The organism is Arthrobacter monumenti (assembly GCF_054511255.1).
On record NZ_JBTNCY010000002.1, the window covers coordinates 59,434 to 74,871 of the forward strand.

A 15,438-nucleotide genomic window follows, 5' to 3' on the forward strand; every position below is an offset into this window, starting at 1 on the left:
ATGAAATCAACAACGGAAGTGGGCGCCCTCCCAAAAGAGAGGGCGCCCCAGCCCCGCGTAAAGGCAGGACGGTCGGTGCGGGAACAAGGTAAGGCCACACCGTGGCTGTTCCTGGCTCCGTATCTGGTGCTGTTCATCGGCTTCGTGCTGCTGCCGATCGTGCTGGGTGTCTGGATCAGCCTGCACACCTGGGATTACACGATGCCGGTCCATCCGTTCGTCGGACTGGATAACTACACCGAGCTGATGCAGCCCGGCTCCATTGCCTTTGAGAACTTCTGGAACTCCATGAAGGCAACCGGCATCTTCACGCTCTTCAGTGTGCCGTTGCTGCTGACCATTCCACTGGCCGTCGCACTGCTGATGGCGAAGAATTTTCCCGGCCGGAACTTCTTCCGTGCGGTCTACTTCGCGCCCTATGTCCTCGGTGTCGCCGTCGTCGCCATCCTCTGGCGCTACCTGCTGGACAGCAACATCGGCCTCGTCAATTACTACCTCGGTCTTCTTGGCTTGCCGGATGATATCGCCTGGACGACGTCGACGCCGGCAGCCTGGGTGGCGCTGATCGGCGTGACGGTCTGGTGGACGCTTGGCTTCAACGCGGTCATTTACCTGGCCGCGCTGCAGGACATCCCCGCCGAGCTCTATGAGGCGGCCCGGATGGACGGGGCCAATGGCTGGAACCAGTTCATTCACGTGACGCTGCCAGGTCTGCGTCCGGTGCTGATCTTCGTCACGATGATCACGCTGATTGCGTCGGCCAACATGTTCGGCCAGTCCTACCTGATGACGCAGGGCGGGCCGGGACGTGAAACCCGTACGGCGATCTACCAGATTGCGGAGACCGGTCTGCGCAACTTCCAGATGGGCAGTGCCGCAGCCATGAGTTACGTGCTGACGCTGTTCCTGATGGTGTTGAGCATCATCCTGTTCTGGCTGTTCCGTGAAAGGAAGGAGTCCAGGAAATGACTCAGCTTACCGACAGACCGGCACAGACCGAGGACCGGCCGGTGCAGCGGCGGCCCGCCAACAGGGGCCGGAAGATATTCCGGATCGTCATCCTCGGCATCGTCGCTTTCATCTTCATCAGTCCGGTCATCTTCATGATCGTGACCTCGTTCAAGACCCGCGGCGATGCGACGAGTATCCCGCCGAGCTGGCTTCCTATTCCGTTCACCTTGCAGGCCTACGAGGCCATCTTGTCTCCACAGAGCAGCACCCCGGTGCTGCGCTGGTTTATCAACAGTATGGTCGCCGCACTGTTGAACTCGGCACTAGTGGTGATTACGGCGTCGTTGGCTGCCTATCCGCTCGCGCGGATGAACTTCAAGGGCAAGAACATCGTTTTCGGCATTATTGTCGCAACGCTGCTCGTCCCGCCGGTGATCCTCGTGATTCCGAATTACCTAATCGTCAGCGATCTGGGCTGGCTCAACTCGCTGATCGCCATCATCGTTCCGACGGCGGCATCCGCGTTTGGGGTGTTTTTCATGCGGCAGTTCTTTATCGCGCTGCCAGTGGACCTTGAGGAGGCCGCCCGCCTGGACGGGGCCAACCGCTTCCTGATCTTCACCCGGATCGTGCTGCCGCTGGCCAAGCCCGCCCTCGCCACTCTGGCGCTGCTGGCATTCTTGACGAACTGGAATGACTTCCTCTGGCCCGTCTACGTGCTGTTCAGTCCTGAGGTGCAGACACTGCCGGCCGGCTTGTCCACACTGCAGGCCGCCAACTCGGTGCGGTACGACCTGTTGATGGCGGGCGCCGTCGTCGCAAGTATTCCGGTACTGGTGATCTTCGTCTTCCTGCAGCGCTTCATCATCGAAGGCGTCTCGCGCTCCGGTGTGAAGGGCTAAGAGGGTATGGCCAAGGCATTCCGGCGCTTCGGCGCGCGTTCGGCGCTGATCCCCGCGGCGCTGCTGAGCGGATTGCTGCTGGCTGGCTGTTCCGGTGGGGGCCCGTCCACTCCGGCGGGTACCCCATCGGAGGACGCCTCCTCATCGGGACAGGAGATGGCCGAACCGGTGATTGACCGCGACTTTCCGGATCCTGACGTCCTGGAGGTCGACGGCACGTACTATGCCTATGCGACCAACGGCAACGGAATGAATGTCCAGGTGGCGAAGTCGACAGACCTGGAAGATTGGACCGTCCTCGACAAGGATGCAATGCCGGACATGCCCTCGTGGGTGATTCCCGGCAAGACGTGGGCTCCCGAGGTTACGGAAGTCTCCGAGGGCAACTTCGTGCTGTACTTCACCGCCACGAACTTCGACCCGGCGCGCCAGTGCATCGGCGTCGCGACATCCAACAGTCCGACGGGACCCTTTGTGGCGCAGGGCGGAGAGATGCTGGTGTGCCCAATCGACGAGGGCGGTGCCATCGATGCCAGTACCTTCGTAGACGACGACGGCCTGCACTTGGTGTGGAAGAACGACGGCAATTGCTGCGGACTCGCCACCTGGATCCAGACCGCTCCGTTGAGCAAGGACGGGCTGAGCCTGACTGGTCAGCCGCAGAAGCTCATTAAGCAGACGCTCGATTGGGAGGGCGACCTCGTCGAAGCGCCCACCATTGTGAAACGCGGCTCCACCTACGTGCTGCTGTACTCCGCCAACTCCTATTCGGATGGACGTTACGCCATCGGTTACGCTTCCGCTCCGAAACTCAGTGGTCCGTGGTCGAAAACGCCCAAGCCGATCTTCTCCACCAAGTCCTCCGGGCACCGGTACCTCGGCCCGGGCGGCCAGGATGTGGTGACCGGGCCGATGGACCAGGATTACCTGGTGCTCCATGGCTGGGACCCCGCTTTCACCTACCGCGGGATGTTCGTAGCTCCGTTGGAATGGGATGGCGCCATGCCGCGGGTGGTGCTGGGGGAGTAGCCGGTCTGTGGCGTGCCGCCGTCGCTAGCGGAGCTTGGCCAGAGCCAGATTGATGAATTCCAGATTGAACGCGTCCGGGTCTATGGTGCGACCGGCAGGCAGACGCAGCCACTCCCGGTACTCGGCGTGCTCGGGATGGGACGGGTCGTTGACCGCTGCCACCATATCCGTCCAGCCCTGCGGGCCACCGGAGTCCTCGAAGGGTGCCATCGCGCCGCCCTCCACGCAGAACGGCAGGTCTTCGGGAACCTCGTCCAACTTCTGCTCGAGCTCGACGGTGTGCAGCCAGTCGTCGCCGAAGTCGTAATGGTAAGTGATGCAGTCGCCGGTCTTCGTCAGCAAATCCCCGAGGCAGATTGTCGACTCGTCAATGGAGGCGTCGTTCATGAACTCGGGGTGGAAAGGTTCGTACGTGATTCCCCCGAAGCCCCGTCCCTCGCTGAAGAGATGCATGTGCGAGTCCATCCATCCAAAGGACATCTGGAGTACGGCGTGCAATTCATCCAGCTGGAGTGTGGCCGGCACCAGTATCCGCCGCCAGACCAAGGGTTCAGAGGAGTCGATGCTGACCTTCAGCTGCAGTACGGGTGTGCCCGGTGCATAACTGATCCGTGGCGCGGGGGCCTTTGGCATGCCGGCCTGTGGGGACGGCATGCCGGAATCGTCATCGTCGTCGTACGCCTGATCAAGCATTTCGAGTTCATCGACGACGGCGGCAACACACTGTGCGACGGCGGGAGCCACCACGTAGTGCGTATCGCCTGTCAGCAGTCCGAGTTCAGCCAGTTCATCAAGCTTGCCCTTGGCGAAAACGGGCGGAAGCGCGTCCACCAGGCTTTGGTCTTCCAACTGTTCAATCAGATCGTCGAGCTTGGCCTTCTCCACAGGCTCCATAGTGCCGGCTGTCAGCACCATCATCATGAATGTCGCGACCGTGGGGCGGAACGATTCGCCGAGTTCATCGGAGGCGACGGTGTCCAGCAGGAACTCGGTGACGAATTGGCGGTACTGCGCCACCCGTTCCGGCGCTCCGGCGTGGAGCCACTGTTCTGCCGCAGCGGCAGGCTTCGCCGTCGTCGTCGACACTGTGATGAGTTCGCAGCTTTGCAGCGAATCCCAAATATTGCTCAGCAGCGGAACTTCATACATGGAGCGGACGACGAGCGGGCCGTCCTCATCATCTAACGAAGCATCCGCGCCGGCAGCTCCCTGGCGCCCGGCTTCGCCTGACCCGCCGGAGGCCGTTGCCACCCGGGCATCGACGCCGACACAGGCGGCTGCCGTTTCAATATCCTGCCGGCGCAATGCCCCGGTCTTGGTGACCGGTTTGCCGGAGCCCAGCCACTCCAAAAGGCGGCTGGTTCGCTGGATCAGTTCCAATCCGGAGAAGCCCAGTGCCTCTTCGGATTCGCTCAAATCCGGGATGTCCATCTCCGGCATGGCCGCTGGCCCTTCGTCGGGCGCTTCCGGGGCCAGGACCTTGTGGGTTTCGAAGAATTCCTCCTGACTGCCCGTCCAGCGTTCGGTGTCGAAGAGGAAGTGCAGATAGGTATCCCAGGCTTCCAGGAAGGCTTGGGCAGCGCCCGGCTCATCCGCTGTGGAGGAGTACATGGACTCGACGGCTTCTGCGACGGCGGCCGGTGGAAGCCAGGCGGCCGTGGGTTCGTTCGTGATTTCGGAGCATATATCCACCAGGGAATGCGCAGTGCGCAGGTAAATCATGGCCCCGTCGGGATCCTCGGTCTCCTCGCTGAACCAACGGATGAAGTCAGGGGTGAACGAGTCGATCAGCCGGGTGTTCTGCTCGCTGATGGTCATTGTGCGCGCTGAGGGAACTGCCTGCAGGTGGCGCCGCTGCTTGGATTTGGTGGACTTGTTCTTGGTATTGGGCCTGTTCGCCTTGGGTCGTTTCGACACCTGCTGTCCCTTCGTCGTCAATGGCTTGTTCCAAACCTACAAGCCAGCGCCGCCGTGGTTCCAGATGTTGACCGGATCGCCGTTTACCTAATCGTGAGATGATTGAGCGTAAGGCAATGAATCTTGCGTGCGATTGCACTCGCATGTATGTCGCCAGCAGCTGGGATTCAGCGGACAAACCGGGGGAGCATCCACCCCAAGGAGAACACCATGGTACGCCTCATGGCTGACAATATTCACCGCGAGCAACAGTGGGAGCGGCGGTACGCTCCGAACATCGAAGAAGTCAACCGGTTTTGCGACACCTTGAAGACGCAAAAATCCCGGGAACTGCCCTACGTCGACCCAGTCCACGATTCGGATGATTGCCGGATTATCAGCCTCTTCTCCAACCCGGGTCCCGGCGTCGAATCCGGCTTCCTCTCATCCGAAAATGATGACAGCAGTGCTGCCCGGATGGCGGAAATCTACGCGCATGTGGGACTGCGTCCCGAGCATGTGATGCCTTGGAACGTCTACCCCTGGTACGTCTTTGACGAGCAGAAGGGCAAGCTCGACAAGGAACAAATCAACGAAGGGCTCAAGCCCCTGCTGAAGTTTATCCAGCGGGTGCCCAGGGCATCGGCGATTGTCGCCCACGGAGCCGACGCTCACAAGATGACCCGCGCACTGACCAAGGCGGCTATCCCCACCATTCGGCGTCGTGGTTTCAAGTTCTACGAAGTCCGTGCCACCAGCGACCGCGCCTTCATCGGATCCGCGGATAAGCAGGAGGTTTGGCTCCAAGGCATTTACGATGCTTACAGCGATGCCATGAGCCGGGCCGGAATTGCCCAGCTCAGGCACACCGGCTGAAACCGACCAAACAACCGTTCCCGTAACGCCGAACAACACGTCTCGTAACGAGGCTGGGACCTTCTTCGAACCCAGCACACCTGGAGCGAATCCGATTCGCGACCATGGGTAACAATTGCGCGCCATCATTGACGTCGACGGATCCTTCTGATTCAGATCGCCATACCATGGATGCATCTATTCGCGCAACTACAGGGGTGTATCATGAGGAAGTTCTACGCGTGGCTGGGAGCCATGGCGATGATTTTGGGTCTGGGCCTGCTGGCTCCCGGTCCGGCGTCGGCGGCTCCCTACTGCGGAATCCATTGGGGTTCGACGGCCGAGGCAAGGGCAGGTGCAACCAGTGCACCGATAACGAATGTCCGGGCCGGCAGGCATGCCTGCTTCGACCGGATGGTCATCGATATCCGGGGCCAGCACGCCGGCTACACAGTTAAGTACGTCAAGGCGGTGCGATCCGGCGGGTCGGGCCAAGTGGTGCCACTGCGCGGCGGGGCCGATCTCGCCGTCGTCGTCGATGCCCCGGCCTATGACCGGAACGGAAACGCGGTCTACCGGCCGGCGAACAGGAAAGAGTTGGTCAATGTCAGCAACTTCAGGACGTTCCGGCAGATAGCCATGGGGAGCAGTTTCGAAGCGAAGACAACCTTCGGTTTGGGAGTACGGGCGCGGTTGCCATTCCGCACCTTCACCCTGAATGATGCCGATGGCGGATCGAGGCTGGTGATCGATGTCGCGCACCGTTGGTGACAATTTAGTGGGCGGCGCCGGCGGTCAGCTAGATCCGGGCTCCGGCCGTGTAGTTACCGGTCAGGCACGGATGAAGACCGCCGACGCCCCACCCGATTCGACCATCAGGTCGCTCAGACCGACCACCATGTACCAATAAGTCCGGCCGCGGACAGCACCAGTGTCCACCCATCGTTCCGGATTTCCACGACGGCGCTGCACCAACCGCAGCGCCGTCGCCTGTGCCGGGATGGCCGGCAGGGTGGCGCCGTTGGAGGCCCACCGGTACAGCGCGTAATGCTGCGGAATCGTGCCAGTGGTGGCCCCGCGCCAAAGAAGTTCGACGCCGGCACCGTTCCACCGGGCGCTTGTGATCACCGGGGCGGCCGGTTTGGCACTGCCCAGATGCGCCATCGCCGGTGGAATCGCCACCCGGCTGTAGTACTTGTTCTTGACCAGCGTCATGGCGCCGAGCCGGTCCGCCCGCACCGATTTGGCGGAGAAGTAGACCTGGCCGCGCACTCCCGGCGTCGTCCGGCATTTGGCCGTGTGGTTGGACAACTCCAGCCGGTCCATCCAGTCGGTGCCCTGGGCAGGATCTCCCACCCGGTAAGCAGCCTCCCCGATGTAGAGCTTCACGAACGTTCCCTTGACCTGCGCGGCCCACCAGTCCACCAAGACGTTGTAGTTCGCGACCGGGAACCCTTGATGCCAGTACAACTGCGGCACGACGTAGTCGATCCAGCCTTGCCGCACCCAGTGCCGGGAGTCGGCGTAGATCCCGTCGTAGCTCTGCAACCCGGAGGTCGCCGAACCGCGGGCGTCCGTGGACCGGTTGCGTCAGATCCCGAACGGACTGATACCGAACAGCATCCGCCGCTTGGTGGTGAAGATCCGCGAACTCAGATCCCGCACGAACGCGTTGACGCTCCGGCGACGGAAGTGGGCGCGGCTCTCTCCGAGCGTGCGGAAGGATCTGTACGCGGCGCCGTCGGGAATGCTCTGCCCGGCGACGGGGTAGGGATAGAAGTAGTCGTCCAAGTGCACGCCGTCGACGTCGTACTTCGCCACCACCTCGGCAATCACCCTGATAATGAAGCGCCGCACGGCCGGGATCCCGGGGTTGTAGTAACGCCGGCCGCCGTACGCGAAAGACCAGGACGGATGCAGGCGCGCGGGATGCGACGGGACGAGGTTGTTCAGGTCCGTGTCCATCGACACCCGGAACGGATTGAACCAGACGTGCAGATGCAGATTCCGGGCGTGCGCCTCACGGACCGCAAAGGCAAGCGGATCGTAGCCGGGGTGCCTGCCCTGGACACCGGTCAGGTACTTGGACCACGGTTCGCCGATGCTTGATGGCCAGAACGTGTCGGCCGCGGGACGGACCTGCAGCAGAACCGTGTTGAACCGCATGCTCCGCGCCAGGTTGAGCCAGCCGCGCAGCTCGGACTGCTGTTGCGCCACGGTCAGGCCGGGCCGGGATGGCCAGTCGATATTGGCGACGGTGGACAGCCAGAACGCGCGGAACTCGTTCTTCGGCGTCAGCGTAGCCCGGTACGGTTCCCGCTCGGTGATCCGGTAAATCCGGTTGGGGACCGCCGCGGCAAGCGTGACCGCCGCCTGCCCGCTGGACCCGACGGCGGTAACGGCGGGTGGGAGCCGGGCGGGGGACAAGCCTGCCGACAGTCCCGCCGCGGCAAGCGCTCCAAGGGCGGTGAGGACTCCAAAATGCCGGCGCGAAATGTCATCGTGCTCCGGTGGGGTGATGTGGCCAGACATAGCCGACTCCGACCGTAATGCTCAGTGATAGCTAAATAATACGCCTGCTTTGGACCGCCGGATAACGCCGGGTTTTGTGGGGCGGAATCGTTACACTGACGGCAGCGGAAACAACAAGTGCTGGACACGGCGAGCCCGGAGCGCAAGAGTAGCGGTATGGCCGATGTGCTTCGCTATGCCGCATTCACGCTGGACCCCTCCGGTGGCAACCCTGCCGGCGTCGTTCTTGATGCTGACGGCATGGACGATGAACGGATGCAGCAGATCGCGGCCGAGGTCGGGTACTCGGAGACCGCGTTTGCGGGTAGGGCCACGGGAGGCAGCCGATATCCGCTGCGGTACTTCAGCCCGGTCGCGGAAGTTGCCTTCTGCGGTCACGCCACGGTAGCGACGGCGGTGGTGCTGGCAGAGCGGGAAGGGCCGGGGCTGATGGTCTTCGATACGCCTGCCGGCGAAATCCAGGTCGAAACCGAACAAGACGCGTGGGGAGTCCGGGCCAGTTTGCGCAGCGCACCCACCCACTCCAGGCCGACGCACGACGACGAACTCGCCTCCGCATTGTCGGCTCTGGGCTGGTCGACAGAAGACTTGGCACCGGATTATCCACCGAATGTTTCTTTCGCGGGCAACGAGCACCTGATTCTCGCGGTCCGGACCCGGGAACGCCTCGCTGAACTCGACTATAACTTCGACGACCTGCTGAACTTGATGACCGAACATGGCTGGACCACCGCTCAACTGTTCTGGCAGGAGAACGAGCACACCTTCCACGCCCGGGACCCGTTTCCCGCCGGTGGTGTGGTGGAGGATCCGGCCACCGGAGCGGCAGCGGCAGCGCTCGGCGGTTACTTCCGCGCGCTTGGCTTCGTGTCCGGCACTCGTCAATTCACCATCCACCAAGGGGTGGACCTGGGCCGACCAAGCGAACTCGCCGTCGTCGTTCATTCTGATGATCCGCGGGTGACCGTTGCCGGTTATGCCGTTCCGATACCGAATTAGAGAGGATAAGCACATGGCCAAGAAGGAACACCATCCGGCCGAAGAGCCCGAGGTAGCGGTTCCGGACGTCAACGGGAAAATGAGCAAGACTCATAAACGGGTCCTTTGGGGAGCCATCTTCCTGATGGCGACGTCGGCCATCGGCCCGGGCTTCCTGACGCAGACAGCTGTTTTCACCAACGAGTTCGGCAGGAATTTCGCGTTCGCGATCCTGCTGTCGATCATCATCGATATTGGCGCGCAGGTTAATATCTGGCGCGTTCTGGTGGCGGCCAAGAAGCGCGGCCAGGACGTCGCCAACATGGTGCTTCCCGGGCTCGGTTCGGTCATTGCCGTCCTGGTTGTCATCGGCGGTCTGGCGTTCAACATCGGCAACGTGGCCGGTGCCGGCCTGGGTCTTCAGGTGCTGTTCGGGATATCGCCGAAGTGGGGCGCGGTGATTGCAGGGGTGCTCGCCATCATTGTTTTCAGTTTGAAGAACTCCGGGAAGATCATGGACGCCGTGGCGATCATCCTCGGTGGCGTGATGATCGTTCTGGTGGCGTTCGTGATGTTCGTGGCCCGGCCGCCCTTCCTCGAGGCAGCCGTGAGCAGTGTCGTGCCGGAAGATTATGCGATTCTGGTTCTCCCGGTCATTACCCTGATCGGCGGCACCGTGGGCGGCTACATCACCTTTGCCGGCGCGCACCGGCTGATCGACGCCGGAGTCGTCGGCAACCAAAACGTCAAGTTTGCGGGCAAGGCGGCGACCCTCGGCGTCGTCACCACCGGCGTGATGCGGGTGCTCCTGTTCCTGGCGGTGCTCGGCGTGGTCGCCGCCGGTAATGTCCTGAATCCCGATAATCCGCCGGCCTCGGTGTTCCGGATTGCCCTCGGCGACGTCGGATTCAAGATCTTCGGCATTGTGCTCTTCTCGGCGGCTATTACCTCCGTCATTGGAGCCGCCTACACCAGCGTGTCGTTCCTGCGCTCCTTCCATCCGTCCATCGCAGGGAACAGCAACAGGTACATTATTGGCTTCATTGTCTTCTCGACCCTGGTGTTCGTGATCGTCGGGCAACCTGTCGCGATCCTCGTCATCGTCGGTTCACTGAACGGACTGATCCTGCCCTTCACCCTCGGTACGGTACTGATTGCCTCGCGGCAGAAACGGATCGTCGGCGACTATAAGCATCCAATGTGGATGATCATCTTCGGCATCGTGGCGGTCCTGATCACGATCGTTGCCGGCTGGCTCTCGCTGCAGGCAATCGCTGAAGTGTGGACCGGATGAGCGCCGCAGGGTTCGACGGCGGTCGGGGCGCTGGGATTGAGGGCGAGGGAGTGAGCGTGGATCCAAAGGGCGCTGATCCATCCTCTCTGACTGCTGCCGAAGCGCGGGCTGAATTCAGGAGCGGGAGGATAGTGCCGACGTCGGGCTGGGCCTCTGGCTATACCCAGGCCAATTTGCTGATCGTGCCCAAGGCTGAGGCGTTCGACTTCCTCCTCTTTGCCCAGCGCAACCCGAAGTCCTGCCCTGTTCTTGGAGTGCTCGACGCCGGTGAAACTTCCGGACCGCTGCTGCCCGACGGCGACATCCGCACTGACGCTCCGCTGTACCGGGTTTACGTGGATGGCGCACTCGAGTCTGAAACGCCGGACATTACCGGCTGGTGGAGGGATGATCTGGTCTCTTTCCTGATCGGCTGCAGCTTCACGTTCGAGCGTGCGCTTCTCGAAGGCGGCGTACCACTCGCGCATCAGGAGCAGGGCGTGAACGTGCCGATGTACCGGACCTCGGTGCGTTGTGAAAGCGCCGGCGTCATGGGCGGGCCGATGGTGGTCTCGATGCGCCCGATGCCGTCGTCGCAGGTGGCGGATGCCGTTCGAATAACCGCACGCTATCCGGCGGTTCACGGCGCACCAGTCCATGTTGGTGATCCCGCCGCGCTCGGAATCGAGAACCTGGACCGGCCCGATTTCGGCGACGCCGTGGAAATCCGGCCTGGGGAGATCCCGGTGTTCTGGGCCTGCGGTGTCACCCCACAGGCCGCCGTCATGGAATCCAGGCCGTCGCTGGCCATCTCGCACGCGCCCGGACACATGTTCATCACCGACGCGAGGGACAGCGACTACCTCGTTCCGTAAGCAGCCGGCGTCGTGGCGTAATTCCACAATCCGACCGCCCGCAGATGCTGCGTGGGTGTGCCATGTTCCGCCCGTCGGGTGTCTTCCCTCGGGCACTGAATCCTGTTAGATTTTTGGAATACGAAGGAGATGCACATGCCGACCCAATCAGTGAACGACGTTCGCTCGAGCCTCCTGCAGGTGCTGCTGGACAAGGTCGAGTCAGAACCTTACCCCTCAACAACGATGCTCAATATCATCGAGTCGCTGCTTAAACCGGACGAGGTCCCGGACTACGTCGAACATCTTGTCGACAAGGTCCGCGCCGACACTTATCCAAGCATCGATATGCTGAGGCGCATTCAGCAATTCGTCTAGCGACGGATCGTGCGACGCCCGCAATGACGAAGTATCTGATTTCGTTCCCGAGTAGTGCCATGGACTTCCCTGACGAGGAGTTGCAGGCGGTTTCGGATGCGGCGCACGCTGTCGTGCGGGAAGCGAAAGATGCCGGCGTCTGGGTGTTCGGCGGAGGAATCGACGAGAACGTGCCGCCGGTCATGGTCGACGGCGACGGGACCGTCACCGAGGGCACGTACCCGCAGACGCAGCAGATCGAAGGCGGCTACACGGTCCTGGAGCTGCCCTCCCGCGAGGCTGCGCTGGAATGGGCCGCAAAGATCGCGGTCGCTTGTCGTTGCGCGCAGGAGGTTCGAGCGTTCCAGTACGACCCCGCCAGCTGACGGCCTTTTTCCGCAATGGCAGCTGCTCCGGGACTTCACCGAAGCCGACGGCGAACCAACACCCACCCTGGAGGAAGGTGTTAGCGTACTCACTGTGTCCAGTCTCGAGTTGCCGCCGTATCCGGATACGCCAGGCTTGAGCTGGCGTGGCCTTGGACCAGACGATCTTGAGGCCTGGTTCTTGTTGCTGTCGCGCATCATGATTCATGACGATGAGCAGGAACGCACCACCATGGCGGACCTGCAAACCCTTACCCGCCAGTCATGGGTTAATCTGGTCGCCGATCACTTGGTGGGAGTCGATTCTGATGGCCAATTCCGAGCGGTAGGGCGGAACGCGTTCCGCCCCGGCGCCACGGACGAACATGCGGTGACGCTTGGCGGCGGAGTCGACCCTGGGTGGCGAGGCAGGGGCATCGGACGGGAATTATTACGGTGGCAATGCACGCGTGCTGCTCAAAACATCGCAGCCTTGAGAGCCGATGCGGATGCGCCAGGGCGAATCAGGTGTATTGCCGAAGAGCAGGTCACCAGCCGGCACCGGTTGTATAAAGCAGCTGGATTTGAGCCCGTTCGCTGGTTTACAGAATTACGCAAACCTCTCGATGCTGCCGCCCCCTTCGCGGAGCCCGGCCCGCTGCCTGGTGGCTTGCAAGTCATGCCTTTTAGCGATGACGTCTCTGACGAGGTGCGACTCGCCCATAACGAAGCCTTCGCCGACCATTGGGGATCAGATCCCCACGACCGCGAATCGTGGCAGACAAATCTGCTCGAAGACGAAGCGTTCCGCCCCGCTGCCAGCTTTGCCATCGTCGACCCGACGACACCGGAGCGCCGCGTGGTGGCATACGTCATTAACGCAGAATATGTTCAGGACTGGCCACACCAGGGCTTCACGGAGGGATACACCGACCTGCTGGGAGTCCGGCGGCAATGGCGCGGACTTGGGCTCGCAAAGTACCTACTCGCCCTCACCGCTCGGGAATTCGCCGCTTTGGCACGCTCCTACGTGACCCTCGGTGTGGACACCGACAATCCCTCAGGTGCGCTGAGTCTCTACCACTCCCTCGGCTACAAGCCCGTGCACAGCACTACGTTCTATCAACTCGATGCCTAATTCCAAATCCCGGCACATTCTGTGGTGGATCCGGTTGCGGAAGGGCGCAGAACAGCGTGTCGAGGCATCCTCCCGCGCGATACGCAAGCCAGATGCAGTATCTGAGCATCAAGCGGGAAGCGGCGCATCGCACCGCTGATTGGGGAACCTACACGGCGCACAAGGCCAACGTGGTGACACAAATTCTCGACAAGGCCAGGTATTTCGATTGAATTACTTGAACGTATCCGGCCAGGGACCGCTAGTCAAAAGTCCTCTGCGGCGAGGGCTTCAAGAGGTGCCAGGGGGACGATGTCTTTCGCCTTGGATGCAAATGCGCGGTCAACGGTGACGAGAGCGTCGGCCTGAAGTTTGGTGACGGCCAAATATTCGGCGTCGAAGGTCGTGTCCCAACCCTGTTCGCGGGCGATCTTCCAAGCGGTACGGCGGGATACACGATCACCGAGCAGTCGCATCTTCAGTTCAGTGAGCCGCTCATGATGTTGAAGCGCCAGATTCTCGTCAAGGTCACCGCGCCGCACCTCTTCGAGCAGCAGGGTGAGCGCCTGGGAGCGGATGAGATTGGGAGCGACGAGCTGATGTACCGAGCTGATGCGGATCTCGTTGGCGACTATGTGCAACAGGGTGGCGGCGTCGATCACGTAGCGTGTCATGTTCACAGCGTATGACGTCGCTGGGCCGATAGCCCATGGCGCGACCAGGGTGCAGGCCAGTTACCGACCCTGCACCGGTGCGCACGTCTCCCGTTGATTGGATGCAGCCTGAAGGATGTGCCCCCCTGTAAGTAAGAATGGGATTATGCCCCTTGACCGCTTTCCGGTCCGGCAGGTCTGCGAAGATCCTGCCAACCCGCTCGACCGAAGCCGCTGGCCAGCGACTATGCCGCCAGTAGCTCAAATGCTCGCGCAAGGGCTGGACTTGGCCGCAGCAACAGTGTTCGTCGGAGAAAACGGTTCGGGTAAATCCACTCTCGTGGAAGCAATCGCTCTGGCCTACGGCCTTTCACCCGAGGGCGGATCAACCGGTGCGCGGCATACGACCCGGTCGACGGAATCCGAGCTTGCCGAGCACTTGCAGCTGATCCGCAATGCAGGAACCAACCGCCGCGGATATTTTTTGCGGGCGGAAACGATGCATGGATTCTTTACCTACCTCGAAATGAACCCGAGCACCTCCGGGCAGGAAGATATTGCCTTCCACCAAATGTCTCACGGTGAATCCTTCCTGGAACTGGTCATCGACCGGTTCCGCGGACCTGGCCTCTGGCTGCTGGACGAGCCTGAATCGGCACTGTCCTTTTCCGGATGCCTGTCCCTGCTCGGAATACTAAAAGATCTCCTCGCCAAGGGAGACTCTCAAGTCATCATCTCCACCCACTCGCCGTTGTTGGCGGCGCTGCCGGGCGCGCAGATCTTGGAGGTCGGAGACTGGGGCATGCGCCCAAAAGCATGGGAAGAACTAGACCTAGTGAAAAGCTGGCAGGCTTTCCTCTCATCCCCGCAACGCTATCTAAAGCATGTTTAGGTGAACTCGTCCGCGACCCAAACCCGACGAACCATCTTCAGCGGATATGAGTCGTTATCGTCTTATTCCTCACGTCGATTGGTTGCGGCGTATCGGAGGGCGGCATCTGCCGGATCTCCGTAATTGTCACCAGTATCTGAGACTGCGCCGACAGCCCTGGCAGCAGCATCGGCTGTGATTCCCAACTTCACTAACTCAGCCTGGAAACACCGGTCCCACTCATTGAGCAACATAGCCTCTTGACTGGCGACTGCTCTTCCCAGTTCAGTGAGCCGCCAAACCTCTTGCAGACAGACATCCGAACTGGCGGGGGAAGCAGGTTCGGAGTCAACAGTGACCAACCCTGACTCCGCCAGTCTTTTGAGCGCCGCGGCAACTCCGTCTTTGGCTGTTCCGCACGCTCCATTTAGCTGACGGTGGTCCTCCTCTGCCAACATACATTCCAACTCTTCGGCAGTCTCCGGACACATGTACAGCAGCAGGAGGAGTTCCTCTTCTGCCGAATTCAGATCCTGGATCGGACTGGAACGCGGAGTCTCACCGAAAGACATTTGCAACCACATGTATTTCTACTGCCGTGAACATAGATTCAGTCTCCCACCCAGCTCATCCACCCGAAAGGTTGCCGGCCTGATTCGGGATTCAGCCGTGCCGTCGAGGGCCGGTCTACGGACAACATCGTCATTCATGGAACAGCCGTCCTCGGCCCCGCCACCTAGCTTGCGCTCAATATATGAGGCGGAGGGCGCAAGGCATTCACAGGCTCTGCTCTTCACCCCACTTT

At 61.5% G+C, this 15,438-nt stretch carries 14 protein-coding genes and 1 pseudogene; 12 read left to right on the forward strand and 3 right to left on the reverse strand.

Features of this window, described 5'->3' with window-relative positions:
• Genes ACX80B_RS03160 through ACX80B_RS03170 form a run of 3 tightly spaced genes read left to right on the forward strand, consistent with a single transcriptional unit; the run spans nt 1 to nt 2,882 of the window.
• On the forward strand, nt 1-969 hold the full coding sequence (locus ACX80B_RS03160) for a carbohydrate ABC transporter permease (RefSeq protein ID WP_459292984.1): 969 nt from the start codon (nt 1-3) through the stop codon (nt 967-969).
• Nucleotides 966-1,853, forward strand: coding sequence for a carbohydrate ABC transporter permease (locus ACX80B_RS03165; RefSeq protein ID WP_459292986.1), 888 nt, complete (start codon nt 966-968; stop codon nt 1,851-1,853). The genes ACX80B_RS03160 and ACX80B_RS03165 overlap by 4 nt, the downstream gene beginning before the upstream one ends.
• 6 nt (nt 1,854-1,859) lie before the next feature.
• Complete coding sequence (locus ACX80B_RS03170; RefSeq protein WP_459292988.1) at nt 1,860-2,882, forward strand: glycoside hydrolase family 43 protein; 1,023 nt, start codon at nt 1,860-1,862, stop codon at nt 2,880-2,882.
• 24 nt (nt 2,883-2,906) lie between these two features.
• Here the strand turns inward: ACX80B_RS03170 and ACX80B_RS03175 are convergent, their stop codons facing one another.
• Nucleotides 2,907-4,799, reverse strand: a complete 1,893-nt coding sequence (locus ACX80B_RS03175) for a plasmid pRiA4b ORF-3 family protein (RefSeq protein WP_459292990.1) — start codon at nt 4,797-4,799, stop codon at nt 2,907-2,909.
• A gap of 222 nt (nt 4,800-5,021) precedes the next feature.
• Here ACX80B_RS03175 and ACX80B_RS03180 point away from each other — a divergent pair, with 222 nt between their 5' ends.
• A complete protein-coding gene (locus ACX80B_RS03180; protein WP_459292992.1) occupies nt 5,022-5,654 on the forward strand; it encodes a uracil-DNA glycosylase family protein in 633 nt (210 codons plus the stop codon).
• 204 nt (nt 5,655-5,858) lie between these two features.
• Nucleotides 5,859-6,404: an AMIN-like domain-containing (lipo)protein gene (locus ACX80B_RS03185; RefSeq protein WP_459292994.1), complete on the forward strand. Its 546-nt coding sequence runs from the start codon at nt 5,859-5,861 to the stop codon at nt 6,402-6,404.
• Nucleotides 6,405-6,464: 60 nt separating this feature from the next.
• Here the strand turns inward: ACX80B_RS03185 and ACX80B_RS03190 are convergent.
• A pseudogene (locus tag ACX80B_RS03190) lies at nt 6,465-8,165 on the reverse strand (glycoside hydrolase family 10 protein).
• 156 nt (nt 8,166-8,321) lie between these two features.
• Here ACX80B_RS03190 and ACX80B_RS03195 point away from each other — a divergent pair.
• From ACX80B_RS03195 to ACX80B_RS03220, 6 genes are all read left to right on the forward strand, one after another.
• Nucleotides 8,322-9,164: a PhzF family phenazine biosynthesis protein gene (locus tag ACX80B_RS03195; RefSeq protein ID WP_459292996.1), complete on the forward strand. Its 843-nt coding sequence runs from the start codon at nt 8,322-8,324 to the stop codon at nt 9,162-9,164.
• Nucleotides 9,165-9,177: 13 nt separating this feature from the next.
• Nucleotides 9,178-10,437 (forward strand): NRAMP family divalent metal transporter, encoded by a 1,260-nt coding sequence (locus tag ACX80B_RS03200; RefSeq protein ID WP_459292998.1) that lies wholly within the window; start codon nt 9,178-9,180, stop codon nt 10,435-10,437.
• Nucleotides 10,434-11,291, forward strand: a complete 858-nt coding sequence (locus ACX80B_RS03205; RefSeq protein ID WP_459293000.1) for a putative hydro-lyase — start codon at nt 10,434-10,436, stop codon at nt 11,289-11,291. The genes ACX80B_RS03200 and ACX80B_RS03205 overlap by 4 nt, the downstream gene beginning before the upstream one ends.
• A gap of 135 nt (nt 11,292-11,426) precedes the next feature.
• The gene (locus ACX80B_RS03210; protein WP_459293002.1) at nt 11,427-11,648 is read left to right on the forward strand and encodes a hypothetical protein; all 222 of its coding nucleotides are present in this window, start codon (nt 11,427-11,429) and stop codon (nt 11,646-11,648) included.
• Nucleotides 11,649-11,671: 23 nt separating this feature from the next.
• Nucleotides 11,672-12,013, forward strand: coding sequence for a YciI family protein (locus ACX80B_RS03215; protein ID WP_459293004.1), 342 nt, complete (start codon nt 11,672-11,674; stop codon nt 12,011-12,013).
• A 94-nt stretch (nt 12,014-12,107) separates the two neighbouring features.
• A complete protein-coding gene (locus ACX80B_RS03220; RefSeq protein WP_459293006.1) occupies nt 12,108-13,130 on the forward strand; it encodes a GNAT family N-acetyltransferase in 1,023 nt (340 codons plus the stop codon).
• Between the two features lie 245 nt (nt 13,131-13,375).
• Here the strand turns inward: ACX80B_RS03220 and ACX80B_RS03225 are convergent, their stop codons facing one another.
• A complete protein-coding gene (locus tag ACX80B_RS03225; RefSeq protein WP_459293008.1) occupies nt 13,376-13,783 on the reverse strand; it encodes a type II toxin-antitoxin system VapC family toxin in 408 nt (135 codons plus the stop codon).
• A gap of 145 nt (nt 13,784-13,928) precedes the next feature.
• Here ACX80B_RS03225 and ACX80B_RS03230 point away from each other — a divergent pair, with 145 nt between their 5' ends.
• Nucleotides 13,929-14,654, forward strand: coding sequence for an AAA family ATPase (locus ACX80B_RS03230; RefSeq protein ID WP_459293010.1), 726 nt, complete (start codon nt 13,929-13,931; stop codon nt 14,652-14,654).
• Nucleotides 14,655-15,438: the final 784 nt, after the last annotated feature.

Bases quoted from the DNA above. Each gene is read 5' to 3' on its own strand.
- ACX80B_RS03210 (WP_459293002.1), top strand. From the start codon at position 11,427: ATGCCGACCCAATCAGTGAACGACGTTCGCTCGAGCCTCCTGCAGGTG.
- ACX80B_RS03215 (WP_459293004.1), top strand. From the start codon at position 11,672: ATGACGAAGTATCTGATTTCGTTCCCGAGTAGTGCCATGGACTTCCCT.
- ACX80B_RS03200 (WP_459292998.1), top strand. From the start codon at position 9,178: ATGGCCAAGAAGGAACACCATCCGGCCGAAGAGCCCGAGGTAGCGGTT.
- ACX80B_RS03205 (WP_459293000.1), top strand. From the start codon at position 10,434: ATGAGCGCCGCAGGGTTCGACGGCGGTCGGGGCGCTGGGATTGAGGGC.
- ACX80B_RS03180 (WP_459292992.1), top strand. From the start codon at position 5,022: ATGGCTGACAATATTCACCGCGAGCAACAGTGGGAGCGGCGGTACGCT.
- ACX80B_RS03185 (WP_459292994.1), top strand. From the start codon at position 5,859: ATGAGGAAGTTCTACGCGTGGCTGGGAGCCATGGCGATGATTTTGGGT.
- ACX80B_RS03225 (WP_459293008.1), bottom strand. From the start codon at position 13,783: ATGACACGCTACGTGATCGACGCCGCCACCCTGTTGCACATAGTCGCC.
- ACX80B_RS03160 (WP_459292984.1), top strand. From the start codon at position 1: ATGAAATCAACAACGGAAGTGGGCGCCCTCCCAAAAGAGAGGGCGCCC.
- ACX80B_RS03165 (WP_459292986.1), top strand. From the start codon at position 966: ATGACTCAGCTTACCGACAGACCGGCACAGACCGAGGACCGGCCGGTG.
- ACX80B_RS03195 (WP_459292996.1), top strand. From the start codon at position 8,322: ATGGCCGATGTGCTTCGCTATGCCGCATTCACGCTGGACCCCTCCGGT.
- ACX80B_RS03170 (WP_459292988.1), top strand. From the start codon at position 1,860: ATGGCCAAGGCATTCCGGCGCTTCGGCGCGCGTTCGGCGCTGATCCCC.
- ACX80B_RS03230 (WP_459293010.1), top strand. From the start codon at position 13,929: ATGCCCCTTGACCGCTTTCCGGTCCGGCAGGTCTGCGAAGATCCTGCC.